General features: G+C 72.6%; 13 protein-coding genes. 7 read left to right on the forward strand and 6 right to left on the reverse strand.

Annotated features, from left to right (window positions below; all coding sequences use genetic code 11):
• Nucleotides 1-9: 9 nt before the first annotated feature.
• The 4 genes from AB0368_RS26175 to AB0368_RS26190 form a co-directional block, all read right to left on the reverse strand.
• A complete protein-coding gene (locus AB0368_RS26175; RefSeq protein WP_366156604.1) occupies nucleotides 10-1512 on the reverse strand; it encodes a glycoside hydrolase family 130 protein in 1503 nt (500 codons plus the stop codon).
• Complete coding sequence (locus tag AB0368_RS26180) at nucleotides 1509-2591, reverse strand: glycosyltransferase (protein ID WP_366156605.1); 1083 nt, start codon at nucleotides 2589-2591, stop codon at nucleotides 1509-1511. Before AB0368_RS26180 ends, AB0368_RS26175 begins: the two co-directional genes overlap by 4 nt.
• Entirely contained in the window at nucleotides 2588-3739 is a 1152-nt protein-coding gene (locus AB0368_RS26185; RefSeq protein ID WP_366156606.1) for a glycosyltransferase, read from the reverse strand. Before AB0368_RS26185 ends, AB0368_RS26180 begins: the two co-directional genes overlap by 4 nt.
• A 103-nt stretch (nucleotides 3740-3842) precedes the next feature.
• Nucleotides 3843-4844 carry a glycosyltransferase family 4 protein gene (locus tag AB0368_RS26190; RefSeq protein ID WP_366156607.1) on the reverse strand — a complete coding sequence of 334 codons (1002 nt, stop codon included), beginning with the start codon at nucleotides 4842-4844 and terminating at the stop codon, nucleotides 3843-3845.
• Between the two features lie 61 nt (nucleotides 4845-4905).
• On the opposite strand from AB0368_RS26190, the gene AB0368_RS26195 reads away from it, so the two are divergent.
• Together AB0368_RS26195 and AB0368_RS26200 are read left to right on the forward strand one after the other, a co-directional pair.
• Nucleotides 4906-6600 (forward strand): alpha-glucosidase, encoded by a 1695-nt coding sequence (locus tag AB0368_RS26195; protein WP_366156608.1) that lies wholly within the window; start codon nucleotides 4906-4908, stop codon nucleotides 6598-6600.
• Between the two features lie 34 nt (nucleotides 6601-6634).
• Complete coding sequence (locus AB0368_RS26200) at nucleotides 6635-7543, forward strand: NADP-dependent oxidoreductase (RefSeq protein WP_366156609.1); 909 nt, start codon at nucleotides 6635-6637, stop codon at nucleotides 7541-7543.
• Nucleotides 7544-7547: 4 nt separating this feature from the next.
• Here the strand turns inward: AB0368_RS26200 and AB0368_RS26205 are convergent, their stop codons facing one another.
• The gene (locus AB0368_RS26205; protein WP_366156610.1) at nucleotides 7548-9878 is read right to left on the reverse strand and encodes an EAL domain-containing protein; all 2331 of its coding nucleotides are present in this window, start codon (nucleotides 9876-9878) and stop codon (nucleotides 7548-7550) included.
• Nucleotides 9879-10081: 203 nt separating this feature from the next.
• Here AB0368_RS26205 and AB0368_RS26210 point away from each other — a divergent pair, with 203 nt between their 5' ends.
• Nucleotides 10082-12127 (forward strand): N-acetylmuramoyl-L-alanine amidase, encoded by a 2046-nt coding sequence (locus AB0368_RS26210; RefSeq protein ID WP_366156611.1) that lies wholly within the window; start codon nucleotides 10082-10084, stop codon nucleotides 12125-12127.
• On the opposite strand, the gene AB0368_RS26215 is transcribed toward AB0368_RS26210, so the two are convergent.
• Nucleotides 12115-12741 carry a sigma factor gene (locus AB0368_RS26215; protein ID WP_366156612.1) on the reverse strand — a complete coding sequence of 209 codons (627 nt, stop codon included), beginning with the start codon at nucleotides 12739-12741 and terminating at the stop codon, nucleotides 12115-12117. The two genes, AB0368_RS26210 and AB0368_RS26215, sit on opposite strands and share 13 nt — an antisense overlap.
• A gap of 171 nt (nucleotides 12742-12912) precedes the next feature.
• Between AB0368_RS26215 and AB0368_RS26220 the strand changes: the two genes are divergently transcribed.
• From AB0368_RS26220 to AB0368_RS26235, 4 genes are all read left to right on the forward strand, one after another.
• A complete protein-coding gene (locus AB0368_RS26220; protein WP_366156684.1) occupies nucleotides 12913-13164 on the forward strand; it encodes a DUF5999 family protein in 252 nt (83 codons plus the stop codon).
• Between the two features lie 9 nt (nucleotides 13165-13173).
• Complete coding sequence (locus AB0368_RS26225) at nucleotides 13174-15516, forward strand: LuxR C-terminal-related transcriptional regulator (RefSeq protein WP_366156613.1); 2343 nt, start codon at nucleotides 13174-13176, stop codon at nucleotides 15514-15516.
• A 65-nt stretch (nucleotides 15517-15581) separates the two neighbouring features.
• Complete coding sequence (locus AB0368_RS26230) at nucleotides 15582-15947, forward strand: VOC family protein (protein ID WP_366156614.1); 366 nt, start codon at nucleotides 15582-15584, stop codon at nucleotides 15945-15947.
• Nucleotides 15948-16210: 263 nt separating this feature from the next.
• Entirely contained in the window at nucleotides 16211-16411 is a 201-nt protein-coding gene (locus AB0368_RS26235) for a hypothetical protein (protein WP_366156615.1), read from the forward strand.
• Nucleotides 16412-16474: the final 63 nt, after the last annotated feature.

The raw sequence follows: 16474 nt of genomic DNA on the forward strand, positions 1-16474 counted from the left end.
GGTGGCGGGTCAGGGCACGACCACCATGGCGTCCAGGAGCCGGTCCAGCGGCATGCTGGCGAAGCCCACCCGTACGTCGCTCGCACCGTACGGGAGCCACAGCCGCCCGTCGTGCACGACGCCGCCGCAGGAGTAGACGACGTTGGGGACGTACCCCTCGCGCTCGATGTCGTCGGGCTCCAGCAGCCCGTGCGGGAGGTCGGCGATGACCCGCTCCGGGTGGTCGAGGTCGAGCAGCATCGCGCCGATCGCGTACCGGCGCATCGGCCCGACGCCGTGGGTCAGCACGAGCCAGCCCGCCGGGGTCTCCACCGGCGAGCCGCAGTTGCCCACCTGGATCAGGTCCCACCCGCGGTGCGGGACGAGCAGCGGAACGGCCTCCTGCCAGCGGTTGGACGCGTCGCACTCACTGAGCCCGAGCGTCTCGCCGTCCGAACGGCACAGTGCGAGGCGGCGCCCGTTGACCGTCCGCGGGAACAGGGCCATGCCCTTGTTGCGAGCCGCCGGCCCGCGCAGCGCAACCACCTCGAAGTGCCGCAGGTCCCGGGAGTGCAGCATGCGCCCGCCGATCTGACGGCCGTCGTATGCGGTGTAGGTGGCCAGGTAGGCCATCCGCCCGTCGGGCTCGGCGACCTGCACGAACCGCGCGTCCTCCATGCCGTTGCTCTCGGCCGGCGCGGCGGGCCAGAGCACACGCTGGTGCAGCGGCACCGAGGCCGCGAACGTCACCGCGTAGTCCGTGGCGGTGATGTCCCGCAGCAGAGCGAGCGTCTCCCCGGTGGTGGGGCGGGCCAGCAGCTCGCCGGGGAGATGCCCGAGGACGTCCTCGAACTCCTCGTCGGAATACCGTTCCGGCAGGGAGCCGAGGACGCTGCACGTCAGCTCGTTGTCGATCTCCAGCTCGGCGAGGCCGGCGGCGAGCAGGTCCCGCTGGTGCTTGGCCCCGATCCGCTCGCCGATCACGAGCGGGCCGGTGCGGTCCTCCATCCGGATGGCGTCGTGCGGCCCGAGGACGGCCGAGCAGAAGCCGATCGAGGAGATGTGCCCCTCGCCGATCTGCCGGAGGCTGATCGCCACCCGAAGCTCGCCGGGCTCGACGCCGCTCTGGTCGGGGTGCGGCACCATCGACGGGTTGCACAGCGCCGCGGCCTCGACCGCGAACTCGTGGCTGAAGTACGCCCCGATCAGCGTCCGCGCGTTCGGCGACAGCTCGACGTCCGGCGGCACGCGGTGGTGCACGACGTCGTAGTGGTGCTGGAACGTGGCGAGGATGTCGTGGTGCCGCCCGGAGAATTTCTCCAGGACGTCGTCGAGCAGCCGGCCGATCTCGTTCTCGTCGAGCTGGAGGATCCGCTCGATGAGGCTGGACGCGCGGTTCTGCGCCAGCTGGGCGTCCTCGCCCGGCACGAACAGTTTGATCACCACGCGCCGCCCGTCGGGCTGCATGGTGAGCGCATGGCGCTGGACGAGGGTGGTGGTGCGGACCCCGTACGGGTCGATTGTTGCGGTCACGCTAGGCCGCCTGACGGTCGGGTCGCGCCGCGGCCTGCCAACGCACGAGCGTGCTGCAACGTGGAGACCAGCGCGAGAGTGGATTCGGCACCTTGGTTCAGATTAGGCCCATCGGGCGTCAATCCGTCATATCCTCCGCCGGTCAGGGGGTCGTACATCACCGTGCCGGTGTCGTTGTCGCCCAGGAACCACGCGATCGCCTGCACGAGCGGCGACTCCCAGCTGTCGTCACCGGTCACCGCCGCCGCGGTGGCGCAGGCGTCGGCGGTGGCGGCGGCCTCGATCGGCTGCTGGTCGAAGCGGTGCCGCTCGGCGTCGGGGCGCCAGCCGCCCACCGGCACGGTCGACAGGTGGCCCTGGTGGCTCTGCATCCGGCAGAGCCAGCCCAACATCCGCAGCCCGTCGGCGAGCAGCGACTCGTCGCCGAGCAGGTCGCCGGCGTGGATGAGAACCTCCGGCAGGGCCGGGTTGGCGTACGTCAGCTCGCGCTCCGGCCAGACCCACTGCGGGTCGCGGCCGGGGAGCCCGATGACCGTGGCGGCGTCGCCGAGCAGTTCCGCCGCGTCGCCCGCCCGCGAGTCGACACGCAGCACCTCGGCCGCACCCAGCCCGGCGAACGCCATCGCCCGCGGCCACGGCGAGCGCTGCTGGACGGCGACCGCGAACGCCTCGCGGGCCTCCTTGCGGATCCACGGGACGGTGCTGCGGCCCGCGGCGGTGCCCAGCCCCCAGACGGCGCGGCCCCACCAGTCGCCCGTGCTCGGTTCGTCGAGCCAGCGGCGGTCGTACGAGAGCCGGTTGCGCACCCTGCCGTCCGAGGCCGTCGCGTGGTTCAGGAACGCGAGGTAGCGCTCGGCCAGGCCGACGACCTGCGCGGTCGGCTGGGGTTCCCGGCTGGCGACGACCAGGCCCCGGGCCACGTCGTCGACGCAGTACCCGTGCTCGCGGCGGACGATCGCGTTGCGCGCGTGCTCGAGCAGGCCGGTGTCGTCGGAGAGGCGGGCGACGTGCGACCAGTTGGGCTCGGGCGCGTCGATCAGCTGGAGCGGCGGCGGTACGAGCCGCAGGGAGACGCTCACGCCAGCACGGAGGCGGCGACGGGCGTACGGTCCGCGATCAGCCGGGCGGCGAGGCTCTGGTAGCGGGCGGCCACCGCGGGCCAGCGCAGGGTGGGCCCGCCGGTCAGGCCGGTCAGGCGGCTCGCCGCGTCCGGGGCCTGGAGCAGGCGCCGGATGCCGGCCGCCATCGCCTCCGGGTCCTGGTGGGGCACGAGCAGGCCGGGCCCGTCGGCGAGCAGCTCGACGGCGTGCGGGAACTCGGTCGCGACCACCGGCACCCCGGCGCCGACCGCCTCGATCAGCACGCCCGAGGTCACCTGCTCGGTGGAGTCGTACGGCAGCACGACCACGTCCGCGGAGCGGATCAGCCGGCTGAGCGCGGCCTGGTCCAGGTAGACGTCCTCCCACCGGAGGTGGTCGGTCACGCCCAGCTCGGCGGCCAGCGCCTTGAGCGAGTCCCGGTAGACGCCGCCGTGCTGTTCGAGCACCTTCGGGTGGGTCCGGCCGGCCACGGTGTACACCGGCGCCGGGTTCATGTCGCGCAGCAGGGACAGCGCGCGCAGCGCCCACTCGATTCCCTTGCCCGGGCCGAGCAGGCCCCACGTCAGCAGGTGCGGCACGTCGAGCGTCCGGCGTGGGGCGCTGGAGTGGCTGCCCGCGCCGTGCGGGATGACCGTGACCTTGCGGGAGTCGACCCGGTAGCCGGCCGTCAGCCGGTGGCGGGCGGTGTCCGTCATGGTCACCACCGCGTCGGCGGCGGCGACGATGCGTTCCAGCACGGACCGCTGCATCGGCGACGGCGTGCTCAGCACGGTGTGCAGGACCACGATCGTCGGCACCTTCAGGGCGCGCAGCAGGGGCAGCACCTCGTCGCCGTCGACGCCGGGGTAGATGCCGTACTCGTGCTGCACGACCGCGACGTCGAAGCCGTTCAGGGCCTTCGCCGCGGCGGCCCACCCGCCGGGCCCGTCGGTGTGCCAGGTGTGCACGACCCGTGGGGCCATTCGATCGACTTCCAGCCCGCCGCCGGCCGCGTCCGCGGAGAGCAGCCGGACCACGCCGCTGCCGGGCGCGCCCCCGGTGAGGTGGGACGCCAATGCCGCATTGAACGTCGCCAAACCGCATTGGGTCGGGGGATAGGTGCTGAGAAAGCCGTACGTGGCGGGCATGACGGGCCCTTTCTGGTCAGGTTTGCTGCCTCCCCGCAGCGTGCTGGGAATTCTGGAGGAATCACCGCAAATCAGTAACAGAACGGTAACAAGAGCGGCCGAATCAGCCGACCAGTTCGCGGTAAATCTTCAGGTAGTCGTCGACCATGCGGTCGGCTCCGAAGCGGCTGCGGGCCCGTGCCCGGCACGCCGCCCGATCGATGCGCCCGATGTCCGCGACGGCGGCCACGGCCTCCTCGACACCGGCGACCAGCCGGCCGGTGCGGCCCTCGTCCACCACCTCCGGCATCGAGCCCCGCCGGTACGCGATCACCGGCGTCCCGCAGATCATCGACTCCACCACGGACAGGCCGAACGGCTCGGCGAACCGGATCGGGTGCAGCAACGCCGCGCTGCCGCCGAGGATCCGTGCGCGGTCGCCGGGGCCGACCGATCCGAGATAGACCACCCGGTCCCCGTCGATGTGCGGCTCCACCTGCTCGTGGAAGTAGCGCTCGTCCTGCACGATGCCGCACAGGGTGAGCCGGCGTCCCGCGCGGTGCGCGATCTCGATGGCCGCGTGCGTGCCCTTGTCCGGGTGGATCCGCCCGAAGCACACCAGGCCGTCGCCGCCGTCCGCGCTGAACGGCAGCTCATCGAGGTCGACGCCGTGGTAGACGGTGGCCACGTACTCCAGGTCGGGGGAGCGGTCGGCGTCCGAGATCGAGACGAACGCCGAGCGGGACCGCCGGTACGCCGGCAGGATGTTCGGGCCGGAGAAGCCGTGGATGGTGGTGAGCATCGGCGCCCGGCAGTGCCCGGAGAAGGCCAGCGGCAGCCAGTCCAGATGGTTGTGCACGAGGTCGAAGTCGCCGGAGCGCTCCAGGGCGTACGCGACGTGCAGCGCCTCCCACACCCGGCCGTCGATCTCCGGGTCCTCCTCGTAGCCGCGCGAGACGACGCCGTCCAGGGTGGCCTTGGTGACCGAGTCGAGCGTCGCGAACAGCGTCACGTCCACGCCCCGCGCCGTCAGCCCCTCGGCGAGCAGGCTGGTGACGAGCTCCCACGGGCCGTAGTGGACGGGCGGCGTACGCCACGCGATCGGTCCCAGCAGCGCCACCTTCATGATCCTCAGTATGCGAGGCGATCAGGTGTTTCGTCCGGGGTTCGCGTGTTAAAGAGGGACCATGGAGAACCCCTGGTGGCACAGTGGCGTCGTTTATCAGATCTATCCGCGCAGCTTCGCCGACGCCGACGGCGACGGCATGGGTGACCTCAAGGGGATCATCCGGCACCTCGATCACATCGCCGGCCTCGGCGTCGACGTCATCTGGCTGTCGCCGATCTACCGGTCGCCGCAGGACGACAACGGCTACGACATCAGCGAGTACCAGGACATCGACCCGGTGTTCGGCACCCTCGAGGATTTCGACGAGCTGCTCGCCGCGGTGCACGAGCGCGGCATGCGCCTGGTCATGGACCTGGTGGTGAACCACTCGTCGGACGAGCACGCCTGGTTCGTCGAGAGCCGGGCGGGCAAGGACAGCCCGAAGCGCGACTGGTACTGGTGGCGCCCCGCCCGCGCCGGGATGGAACCCGGCACGCCCGGTGCCGAGCCGAACAACTGGGGCTCGGTCTTCGGCGGCTCCGCCTGGGAGTACGACCCCGCCTCCGGGGAGTACTACCTGCACATCTTCAGCCGCAAGCAGCCCGACCTCAACTGGGAGAACCCCGAGGTCCGCGAGGCCGTGTACGCGATGATGAACTGGTGGCTCGACCGTGGCGTGGACGGCTTCCGGATGGACGTCATCGACCACATCTCCAAGGACACGGCGCTGCCCGACGGCGCGGTGCCCCCCGGCTCGCTCTACGGCGTGGGCGCCCCGCACTACATGAACGGGCCGCGCAACCACGAGTTCCTGCACGAGATGCACGAGCGGGTCTTCGCCGGCCGGGACGAGATGCTGACCGTCGGCGAGATGCCCGGCGTCACCGTCGAGGAGGCGATCCGCTACACCGACCCGGCGCGGGGCGAGGTCGACATGGTGTTCGGCTTCGAGCACGTGTTCGTGGACCGTGGCCCCGACCCCTGGCTGCTGTATCCGTTGCAGCTCACCAAGCTGAAGGCCATCTTCGGACGCTGGCAGGCCGGGCTGGCGGAGGTCGGCTGGAACAGTCTCTACTGGAACAACCACGATCAGCCGCGGGTGGTGTCCCGCTTCGGCGACGACTCACCGGAGTACAGGGTCCGCTCCGCCAAGATGCTCGGCGCGGTGCTGCACCTGCACCGCGGTACGCCGTACATCTACCAGGGCGAGGAACTGGGCATGACCAACGCGCCCTTCGCCACCATCGCCGACTTCCGCGACATCGAGGCGCTCGGCCACTACGCCCAGGCGGTCGATCACGAGGGCCGGTCGCCGGAGGACGTGCTCACCGTCCTGCGGGCGCGGGGCCGCGACAACGCCCGTACACCGATGCAGTGGGACTCCTCGCCGCAGGCGGGTTTCACGACCGGAACGCCGTGGCTGGCGGTGAACCCCAATCACACCGAGATCAATGCCGCGGCGGCGGTGCAGGACCCCGACTCGGTCTACCACTTCTACCGCCGGCTCATCGAGCTGCGGCACAAGGATCCGGTCGTCGTGTACGGCGACTTCACCATGCTGCTGCCCGGCGACGAGAAGCTGTACGCCTTCACCCGCCGCCACGGCGACGCGGAGCTGCTGGTGATCGGCAACTTCTCGGGTGAGCGGGTCCGCGCCGAGCTCGCCGACGCCGAGGCATGGGCGTCGGCGGAACTGGTGCTGACCAACGCCCCGGCGCCGGCCGATCTCGAGCTGGAGCCCTGGCAGGTGGTGATCTACCGGCGCAGCGCTTGACCTCAACCTCACTTGAGCTTGCAGAGTGACGCGCATGAAAGCTGCCGTGTTCGACCGTTTCGGTCCGCCCGACGTCCTGCGCCTCGCCGAGCTCCCCGACCCGGAACCGGGACCCGGCCAGGTCAGGGTGCGGGTCCACGCCGCCGGTGTGCAGCCGTTCGACGTAGGCGTACGGCGCGGCCGGTTCGCGCCGGTCCCGGTCCGCTTCCCGCAGCAGGTCGGCCAGGAGTACTCGGGGGTGGTCGACAAGCTCGGCGAGGGAGTGACCGGGACCGGCGTCGCCGTCGGCTCCGCGGTTCTGGGGTCGACGATGATGAACGGGCACGCGACCCACGTGGTGGTGGACGCGGCGCAGGTCGTACCGAAGCCGCCGGAGCTCGACTTCGCCACCGCCGCGGCGCTGGTCGCCGCCGCCCAGACGGCCTCCGGTGCGCTGCGGGAACTGGCGGTCGGCGAGGGGGACGTCTTGCTCGTGCACGCCGCCGCGGGCTCGGTGGGCACGCTCGCCACCCAGCTCGCCCGGCGGGCCGGGGCCTCGGTGATCGGTACGGCGAGCGAGGCGAACCACGCCTACCTGCGGGAGCTGGGCGCGGTCCCGGTCGCGTACGGCCCGGGGCTGGTGGCGGACGTGCGCGCCATCGGCCCGGTGACCGTCGCCCTGGACGCCGCGGGCGGGGAGGCGATCGCCCAGTCGGTGGCGCTCGGCATCGCCCGGGACCGGATCGGCACGATCGTCGACGACAAGGCGGCCGCCGAGCACGGCACCCGGGTGGTGCGGCCCGCGCGCTCGTCCGTACGGCTGGCGGAGGTGGTCGGCCTGGCGGCCCAGGGGCTCGTCACGATGCCGGTCCGCGCCTATCCGCTGGCCGAGGTGGCGCGGGCGCACGCCGCGGTGGAGTCCCGGCACGGGCGAGGCAAGGTGGTGCTGATCGTGAACCCGTAGGTGGTCAGCGCACGGAGGCGCGGCGGATCAGGTCGGCGTGGTCCGCGGGCAGCTGCGGGCGGCCGTACAGCCAGCCCTGGGCGAGGTCGCAGCCCTGCTCGCGCAGCCAGTCCCGCTGCAGCTCGGTCTCCACGCCCTCGGCGACCACCCGCAGGTTCATCGCCCGGGTCATGGCGAGCACGGCGCGCACGATCGACTCGTTCGCGCCGTGCCGGCCGACGTCCGAGACGAACGAGCGGTCGAGCTTCACGATGCCCACCGGCAGCCGGTTGAGGTAGCTCAGCGAGGAGTAGCCCGTACCGAAGTCGTCGATGGCCAGGGTGACGCCCAGCGCGTGCAGCGCGTCCAGGGTGGCCAGCGCCGTCTCCAGGTCCTCCATCACGCCGGACTCGGTGATCTCCAGCCACAGCGCCTCGGGCGGCAGCCCGGTGGCGGTCAGCACGTCGCGGACGACCTCGGCGAGCGCGTGGTCGCGCAGCTGCCGGACCGAGACGTTGACCGAGACGTGCAGCGGCCGGTCCCGCGGTCCCTGCTCGGCGCGCCACGCGGCGAGCTGCCCGACCGCCTCGCGCAGCAGCCAGGCGCCGCTCTCGACGATGAGGCCGGTCTCCTCGGCGACGGGGATGAAGTCCATCGGCGACACCGCGCCCAGGGTGGGGTGCTGCCAGCGCATCAGCGCCTCGAAGCCGTCGAGCTCGCCGGTCGCCAGGTCGACGATCGGCTGGTAATGCACCGACAGCTCGCCGCGGGACAGGGCGCTGCGCAGCGCCTGCTCGAGGTTCATGCGGTCGCGGACCTGGTCGCGCAGCGAGGTGTCGAACAGCGCGTAGGCGTTGCGCCCCGAGCCCTTCGCCTTGTACATCGCGGTGTCGGCGTCGCGGATCAGCTCGAGCGCCTGCGCCCCGCCCAGGGACTTCGCGACCCCGATCGACGCCGAGACCACCACGTTGCCGACGGACAGCTCGAACGGCCGGGAGAACTCCTCGAGCACGCGGCCGGCGAGCGACTCGGCGAGCTTGGTGTGCGACGGGCTGGCCAGCGCGATGACGAACTCGTCGCCGCCGATCCGGCACACCAGGTCGGCGTCGCGGACCTGGGCACCGAGCCGGCCCGCGACCGCGCAGAGCAACTCGTCGCCGACCTGGTGTCCCCAGTGGTCGTTGACCATCTTGAACCGGTCGAGGTCGATGAAGAGCAGGCTCACCTCGAGCTGCTCAGCCGCCGCCCGATCACCCCAGCTCGCCACGGTCTCGGCGAGCAGTTCCCGGTTGGGCAGGTCGGTGAGGGCGTCGTGGGTGGCGCGCCGCCGGGTGGCTCTCTCGGCGCGGGCCCGGGAGTTGTTGGACCGGACCACCCGGTAGAACACCGCGAGGATCAGCGCTACGCAGAGGCCGGCCCGGACCGCGCCGTTCACCAGGGTTCCGGCGGGCTCGACCGTCGTGATGACCACCGGTACGACCACCACGAGCGCGATCAGCGCGGTGCGTACCTTGCTCAGGTCCTTGACGATGATCTGCTGAGGCGCCGTGAGGCTGCGCATCGACGGGTGCAGCCCGGCCGCCCCGACGAACAGGAAGGTGGCGGTGAAGAGCACGTCGATGGTGTGCTGCGGCACGTCGGCGATCGCGCCGTCGCGGAGCATGAACAGGAAGTCACCGGCGAACATCGCGGCCGCGGCGGTGAGCAGCAGCCACAGCGAGAGCTGCCGGACGCCGCCGGAGAGGGCGAGCTGCGCGGCGAGCACCAGCAGGACGACGTCGAAGACGGGGAAGAACGAGTTGGCCACCCGCAGCGGGGTGAGGTCGGTCTGCGCCATCGAGGGGACCATGACGTACGTCCAGCACATGAACGCCGCCGCGAGGCCCACCAGCAGCGCGTCGACGCGGGCCGGATCGTCCTCGACCGCGCGCCGGCTGCGCAGCATGCTGCCGAACGCGTACCCCATGATCAGGTAGCCGGGCAGCGCGAAGGCATCCGGGATCAGCGCCATGCTCGTGGGCGGGGACGCGCCCGCGCCGGGCACCACGGCCCGGATGACGATGGCGACGAAGAAGAGCCCGGCCGAGGCGAGCAGGCACATCCAGGGGCCGCGTTCGCCGGGCGCCGCCATGCGCCGGGCGCCGTACGCCATCGCCGCCAGCCCGCCCAGGACCGCGACCGCCATCAGCGGGCTGCTCAGCCACGAGGGTCCGACGGCCAGCGCCGCCAGCAGAATGCCGGCCGCGGCGAGGTACGACCAGGCCAGCGTCCGGCTGCGCCGGGGTAGCGCGGACCCGGCTCGGACGGCCACGACGGACGCGGCTTCCGGGCGCTGCGGGGCCAGCACGGAGGGCACGTCCTTTCATCGGCAGCCCGGACAGGGTCATTAACCATCCGTTTCGTGTCCCCCGGAAAGGGCCACACGGCCTGCCGGAGACGCGTACGTTTTCTCCCTATCTGAGCCGGTCCGAAGTCTTTCGCGGGGGGATACGCGTGGAGCGAGTGCACAGGCGAGTCATCAGTACGGCTCTGGGCACAGCCGTCACCTTGAGCGGCGCCGTGGTGGTTCTGGGGAGCGGTAGTCCGCTTCCGGCCGACCTGACGGCGGCCGTCACCGGGACGCAACCGACGTTGCAGACCATCGACCTGAGCCCGGCCGGAGGCTCGTCGCCGACCGGCCGGACCTTCTCGGCCCCCGGCGTGCTGCGGGCCGAGTCCGCGGCGGCCGGGCGGGCGGTATCACCGCGCGCGACCCGGCGGTTCAGCCTGGTCGGCGCGACCTGGACCGATCCGGCGCGCCGGCTCACCGGGACCGTGCAGGTACGGGCCCGCTCGCTCGGTGGCGGCACCTGGACGCCCTGGCAGTCGCTGGAGGCCGACGAACCGAACCCGGCTGAGCCCGGCTCCCGGGATGCCGACGGCGCCCGGGGCACCACGGACCCGATCTGGGTGGGTCCCTCGGACGCCGTCGAGGCGCGCGTCGCCGCCGACGCCGGCCGGACCACGCCGCTGCCGCCCGGTCTGCGCCTGGACCTGATCGACCCGGGAGAGCCCGGCGCCGCGCCCGTGCCGAGGGCGTACGAGCTTCCAGCGGCGCGCACAGCGATCCCGGCCCGGCCGGTGCCGAACGTGGTCACCCGGGCCCAGTGGGGAGCGAACGAGAAGCTGGTGCGGGCCGCGCCGGAGTACACGACCGACGTGCAGGTCCTCTTCGTGCACCACACGGCCGAATCCAACAGCTACAGCTGCTCGGAGTCGGCGTCGATCATCCGGGGCATCCAGGCGTACCACGTCAAGAGCAACCACTGGAACGACATCGGCTACAACTTCCTCGTCGACAAGTGCGGCACCCTCTTCGAGGGCCGGCGGGGCGGGATCACCCGGGCCGTGCTGGGGGCGCACACGCTGGGCTTCAACGCGCACAGCGCCGCCATCGCGGTGCTCGGCAACTACAGCTCGCGCGGGGTGTCCGCGAAGGTGCGTACGGTCATCGCCCAGGTGGCCGCGTACAAGCTGGGGGCGTACGGCAACACGCCCGCCGGCCGGACCGCACTGATCTCCAGCGGCAGCGACCGGTACGCCGACGGCAGCCGCGCGGTGCTCAACCGCATCTCCGGGCACCGTGACACCGGCAAGACCGAGTGCCCCGGCACCACCCTGTACGGCCAGCTCGGCTTGATCCGCGGCATCGCCTCGGCGGCTCCGGCCGACCTCGGGGTCTCGAAGATCAACGGCGCCACGCGGATCGGCGCCACGTACTTCACCCGCGGCACCATCCGCCCGTTCTGGCAGGTGGACACGGCGACGACGCTGATGAACCGCTACGACGTGTCCGTCGACGGCACCCTGACCGCCTCCGTTCCGGCCGGGCAGCGCCAGCAGCTGCTGCGGCTCTCGCCGGGGCGGCACACCGTACGGGTGCGGGCGGTCGCGCTCAACGGCCGCGTCGCGGTGACGGACACCGCCGTGTACGCCGATCAGGCCCTTCCCGAGTTCACCAGCGGCCCGACCGTCACGCTGCGACCCGGCTCGCTCAACGGCATCGTCCCGGTCCGGCTCCGCTGGGCGGTCCAGGACGCGGGCGGGCTGCGGACGGTACGGCTGACGACCCCGGCCACGGCGAACCTCGGCACCGCCGCCACGATCTGGGCCGGATCGGTGAAGCCGGGCGTGGAGACCACGTACGGCCTGCGCGCCACGGACCGGGCCGGCAATGCGCGCTCGGTCGCGGCGGTCCGGACGGCGGTCCTGGTCGCGGAGACGCGGGCGGAACGCGGCGGCACGTGGCGGTCGGTCGGCAACCCGGCCTACCTGGGCGGTTCGGCGCTCCGGGCCACCGCCAAGGGCGCCTCGCTGACCTGGACCTTCACCGGCCGGTCCGCGGCGCTCGCGGTGAGCCGCACGTCGGTCTCGGGCCGCGTCCAGGTGTACGTGGACGGTGCGCCGGCCGGCATCGTGGACCTGCGCTCGCCGGACGCCGTGTACCGCCGCGCGGTGTGGACCCGCTCGTGGAGCTCCAGCGACCGGCACACCGTGAAGATCGTCGTGGAGGGCACCGCGGGGCGGCCGGGTGTCATCTCCGACGGGCTGGTCTACCTGCGGTAGGCGGCTTTTCCGGCCGGAGGACCGGCGACTTGCTGGTCGAGGACGACCCGCAGGGCCCGCATGGCGAAGTACAGGCTGGACTTGAGGGAGCTGACCGGCACGCCGCGCGCCTCGGCGGCGTCCTCCAGCGAGACGCCCTGAAAGAACAGTTCGAGGAGGATCTCGCGGTGCGACTCCGCGAGGTCCTCCATCGCCCGCACGACCGTGGTCTGCGGCCGGGGGGACGGCGAGCGCTCCGCCGGCGCGACGACGGGGCGGTCGTCGTGCCCTGCAGGAGCGGAGCGCTCGCCGTCGCGCAGCACCGTACGGGCCGTGAGCACGAGCCACGGCCGTACGGCGGAGGCCCGCGGGGGGTAGCGGGCAGGATCCTGTGCTGCACGGTAGAAGGTCTCCTTGAGCACGTCCACGGCGGCCGCCTCGTCGCCGCCGGTCAGGCGCAGCACGTACGCCTCCAGCGCGCGCCGGTGCGGCGCCACCAGCTCGTCGAACGCGTCAGCTGCCCGTTCCCGCGCCACCCGATCGGGGCCGACAACGCGGGCGGTGGCGGCCATCGGGTTGAAGAGGTCGGCATGCATCGGCGGCCTGCCGGGCCGGTCGGCCGCGTGGCGGCCCATGGGCGCCCCTTCCCTCGGTGATCGGTCGAGGGGTCCCATCGTGATCCACGGCCGCGCCGGCGACACCGGGAGAAGTACCCGCGTCCGCGGATTCGGGTATCACCCGGGTAGTTTCCCGGTGTCCGCCGGGCGTGTCGCGACGAACTCTTGCTGCCGGAAGGGAGCGAGATGCTGTGCAGTCACGTGCCGCCCTGTCCGAAGGCGGCGGACACCGACCATGAGGCCGCCCGGGTGGTGGCCACCCACCCTGAGCAGGGCTGGAGCCTGCTCTGCAACGGCGTGGTGACCTTCGATGACTCCGGTGAGCTGATGCCCGACGGGCGGGCCGTCGCCGCCCGGGCCCTCGCCGGCCTGGCCCTCGCGGCGCACGCGGGCGCGTCGGTGGGTATCCGGCAGACCGCAATCGGAGGGCGTACGCACTAACGTGCTCGTATGAGCACCGCCACGAGCGCGCGCGGTTCCCTCGGCAACCTGCCGGCCGAAGTGACCAGCTTCGTGGGCCGGCGGCACGAGATGACCGGCGTGCGGCGGATGCTCTCCACCAGCCGCCTGGTCACGCTGACCGGCGCCGGCGGCGTGGGCAAGACCCGGTTGGCCCAGCACGTCGGGCTCGAGATGCGCCGCGCGTTCGCCGACGGGGTGTGGTTCGCCGAGCTGGCCGAGCTGCGCGACCGGGATCTGGTCGCGGTGACGGTCGCCGAGGCGCTGGGCGTGCGCGAGGAGTCGGTCAGCCCGGACGCGCCGGGGCTGGCGACCTTTCTGGCCGACCGGCAGGCCCTGCTCATCCTCGACAACTGCGAGCACCTCGTGGCGGCCTGCGCGGATCTCGCCGAGACGCTGCTGCGCGCCTGCCCTCGCCTGCGCATCCTGGTGACGAGCCGGCAGGCGCTGCGGATCGCCGGCGAGGCGACGCTGACCGTGCAGCCGCTGTCGGTGCCGGAGGCCGACCTCGAGTGCACCCCGGCCGACCTGGCCCGGTACGAGGCGGCGAGCCTGCTGGTGGAGCGGGCGACCGCGGTGCTGCCGGGCTTCGAGGTGACCGACGCCAACTGCGCCACGGTCACCGCGCTCTGCCAGGCGCTGGAGGGGATGCCGCTGGCCATCGAGCTGGCCGTGGCGCGGCTGCGGGTGCTGTCCCTCGACCAGATCCTCGAGCGGCTGACCGACCGTTACCGGCTGCTGACCAGCGGAGCCCGCAACGCCCCCGCGCGGCAGCAGACCCTGCGCGCTCTCGTCGACTGGAGCTGGGACCTGTGCAGCGGCCCGGAGCGCCGGCTCTGGTCGCGGCTGTCCGTGTTCTCCGGCGGCTTCGAGCTGGACGCGGCGGAGCAGGTGTGCGCCGCCCCGCCGCTGGAGGCCGAGTCGATCCTGGACCTTCTCGCGTCCCTCGTGGACAAGTCCGTGATCTTCCGCGTCGGCGACGGCCCGCGAGCCCGCTACAAGATGCTCGAGGTGGTCCGCGAGTACGGCGCCGCCCGCCTCGCCGAGGCCGGCGAGCAGCACGACGTGGCGCAGCGGCACTGCGACTGGTTCGCGGAGCTGGCGCACTACGGCGACGTGCACTGGGCGAGCCCCGACCAGGCGGCGATGATGCAGCGGCTGCGCCACGAGCAGGCCAACCTGCGCATCGCCCTGGAGTACGCGGTCAGCTCCGACCCGCCGGAGGTGGCCCTGCGCTTCGCCGCCGACCTGCAGAACCACTGGTTCGTCCGCGGCTTCCTGTCCGAGGGGCGGCACTGGCTGGACCGCGCCCTGGCGATGCCCCCACCTGCGCACTGGACCCGCGTCCGTGCGCTGCGGGTGGCCTCCTGGATCGCCTGCGTACAGGGCGACCGCGGCCGGGCCTCGGCGCTGCTGACCGACGCCAAGGACCTCGCCGCCACCCTGCCGCCGTCGCCGGAGCAGGCCTTCATTCCGGTGATCGAGGGGAACATCGCGATGTTCGCCGGCGACCACGCGGCGGCGCTGCCGCTCTTCGAGCAGGCGCTCACGGGCTTCCGCGCCCTGGACGCGCGCAGCGGCGAGTTGTGGTGCCTGGCCGTCCTGGGCCTCGCCCGCGGCCTCGCCTCGGCATCACCCTCCGACGGGTACGCCGACCTGGCAGCCTGCCAGGAGCTGGCAGCGGCCAACGGCGAGGTGTGGTGGCGCTCGTTCGCGCTCTGGGCGTTGAGCGTGCTCCGCTGGCGCGCGGGCGACAACAGGGGTGCCGCCGACGCCGCGAAGGAGAGCCTGGAGATCGGCACGATCGTCGAGGACGAGCAGTTCACGGTGGGCCTCTCGCTGGAGGCACTGGGCTGGGTGGCGGGCAGCGAACGCCGCGACCAGCGCGCGGCGCAGCTGCTCGGCGCCTCGGACCGCATGTGGCGGGCGATGCACGCGTCGCTGTCGTCGTTCCGCAGCCTGCACGACTTCCACGACGAGGCGACCTCCCAGGTCCGGGCCCGCCTCGGCGACCGGGCGTTCGAGGCGGCGTACGGCCGCGGCACCGCCCTGCCGACCGCCGAAGCGGTGTCGCTGGCCCTGGAAAGGATTCCGGCGCCGCGTACGGCACCCACCACGGCGGCGGAACCGGCCCGGCTCGGCGACCTCGGCCTCACCCGCCGCGAGCAAGAGGTCGCGACGCTGGTCGCGGAGGGCCTGACCAACCGCGAGATCGCCGCGCGCCTGGTGGTGGCCCAGCGCACGGCGGAGGGTCACGTCGAGAACATCCTCAGCAAGCTCGGCTTCACGTCCCGCGCCCAGGTGGCGGCCTGGCTTGCGTCTCGGCGTACCTGACAGAGGTTGTCAGCTTCTCGGGGCAGGATCACCGGTGACGCATTCGCATCGAGAAGAGGACCACCATGCCCGGCTTCGCCACACTGGCAATGATCAACCTGGATGCCACCGACCCCGCGGCCCTGGCCGACTTCTACTCCCGGGTCCTCGGCTGGGACGTCCTGCACACCGACGCCGACTACGCCATGATCGGCGACGGCTCCACCAGCATCGGCTTCGGGCGGGTGCCGGGTTACTCGGCCCCGGGCTGGCCGCAGGAGACCGCACCGAAGCGCTACCACCTCGACTTCTACGTCGACGACCTGGACAAGGCGGAGGAAGAGGCGCTGGCCCTGGGCGCGACCAAGCCGGAAGACCAACCCCAGCCGGACCGCTGGCGCGTCCTGCTCGACCCGGCCGGCCACCCCTTCGACATCTGCGTGCGCTCCTGACGTCCGGGGGCCGGCGCCTGGCATCATCGGCCGGTGATCGCGCTTCTGCACCGGATCGTGTCCAGGCTCCGGCCCCACGACGACCTCGAGGCCGCGCACATCGCGGACACCTTGGACTGGCTCGCCCACACGGACGACGTACCGCCGGGCGAAGCCGGCCACGCCGCCGCGGCACCTGGTGTCGTACGTGGTCCCGATGGACCCGTCCACCGGCGACGTCCTGCTGGTCGATCACCGCAACGCCCGGCTCTGGCTGCCGCCGGGTGACCAGAACGGTGGGAGTGGACGCCGGGCACACGGACGTGAGCCTCTGGTACGCCGCCGAGCTGACCCGGGACACAGGGCTCGCGGCCGACGAGGGCGAGTTCGCGGCTGTTCGCTGGTGGACCCGGGCCGAGATCACGGCGGCGGACCCACGCCGGTTCGACCCGCACCTGGGCCGGTTCCTCGCGAAGCTCGGGTGAGGCTCAGCGGGCTCTCAGGCGTGCTGCCGCAGGATGACGCGCATGCCTCCGCGGTCAGTCGGC

Source organism: Actinoplanes sp. NPDC051475, assembly GCF_040689425.1.
Classification (GTDB): Bacteria; Actinomycetota; Actinomycetes; order Mycobacteriales; family Micromonosporaceae; genus Actinoplanes.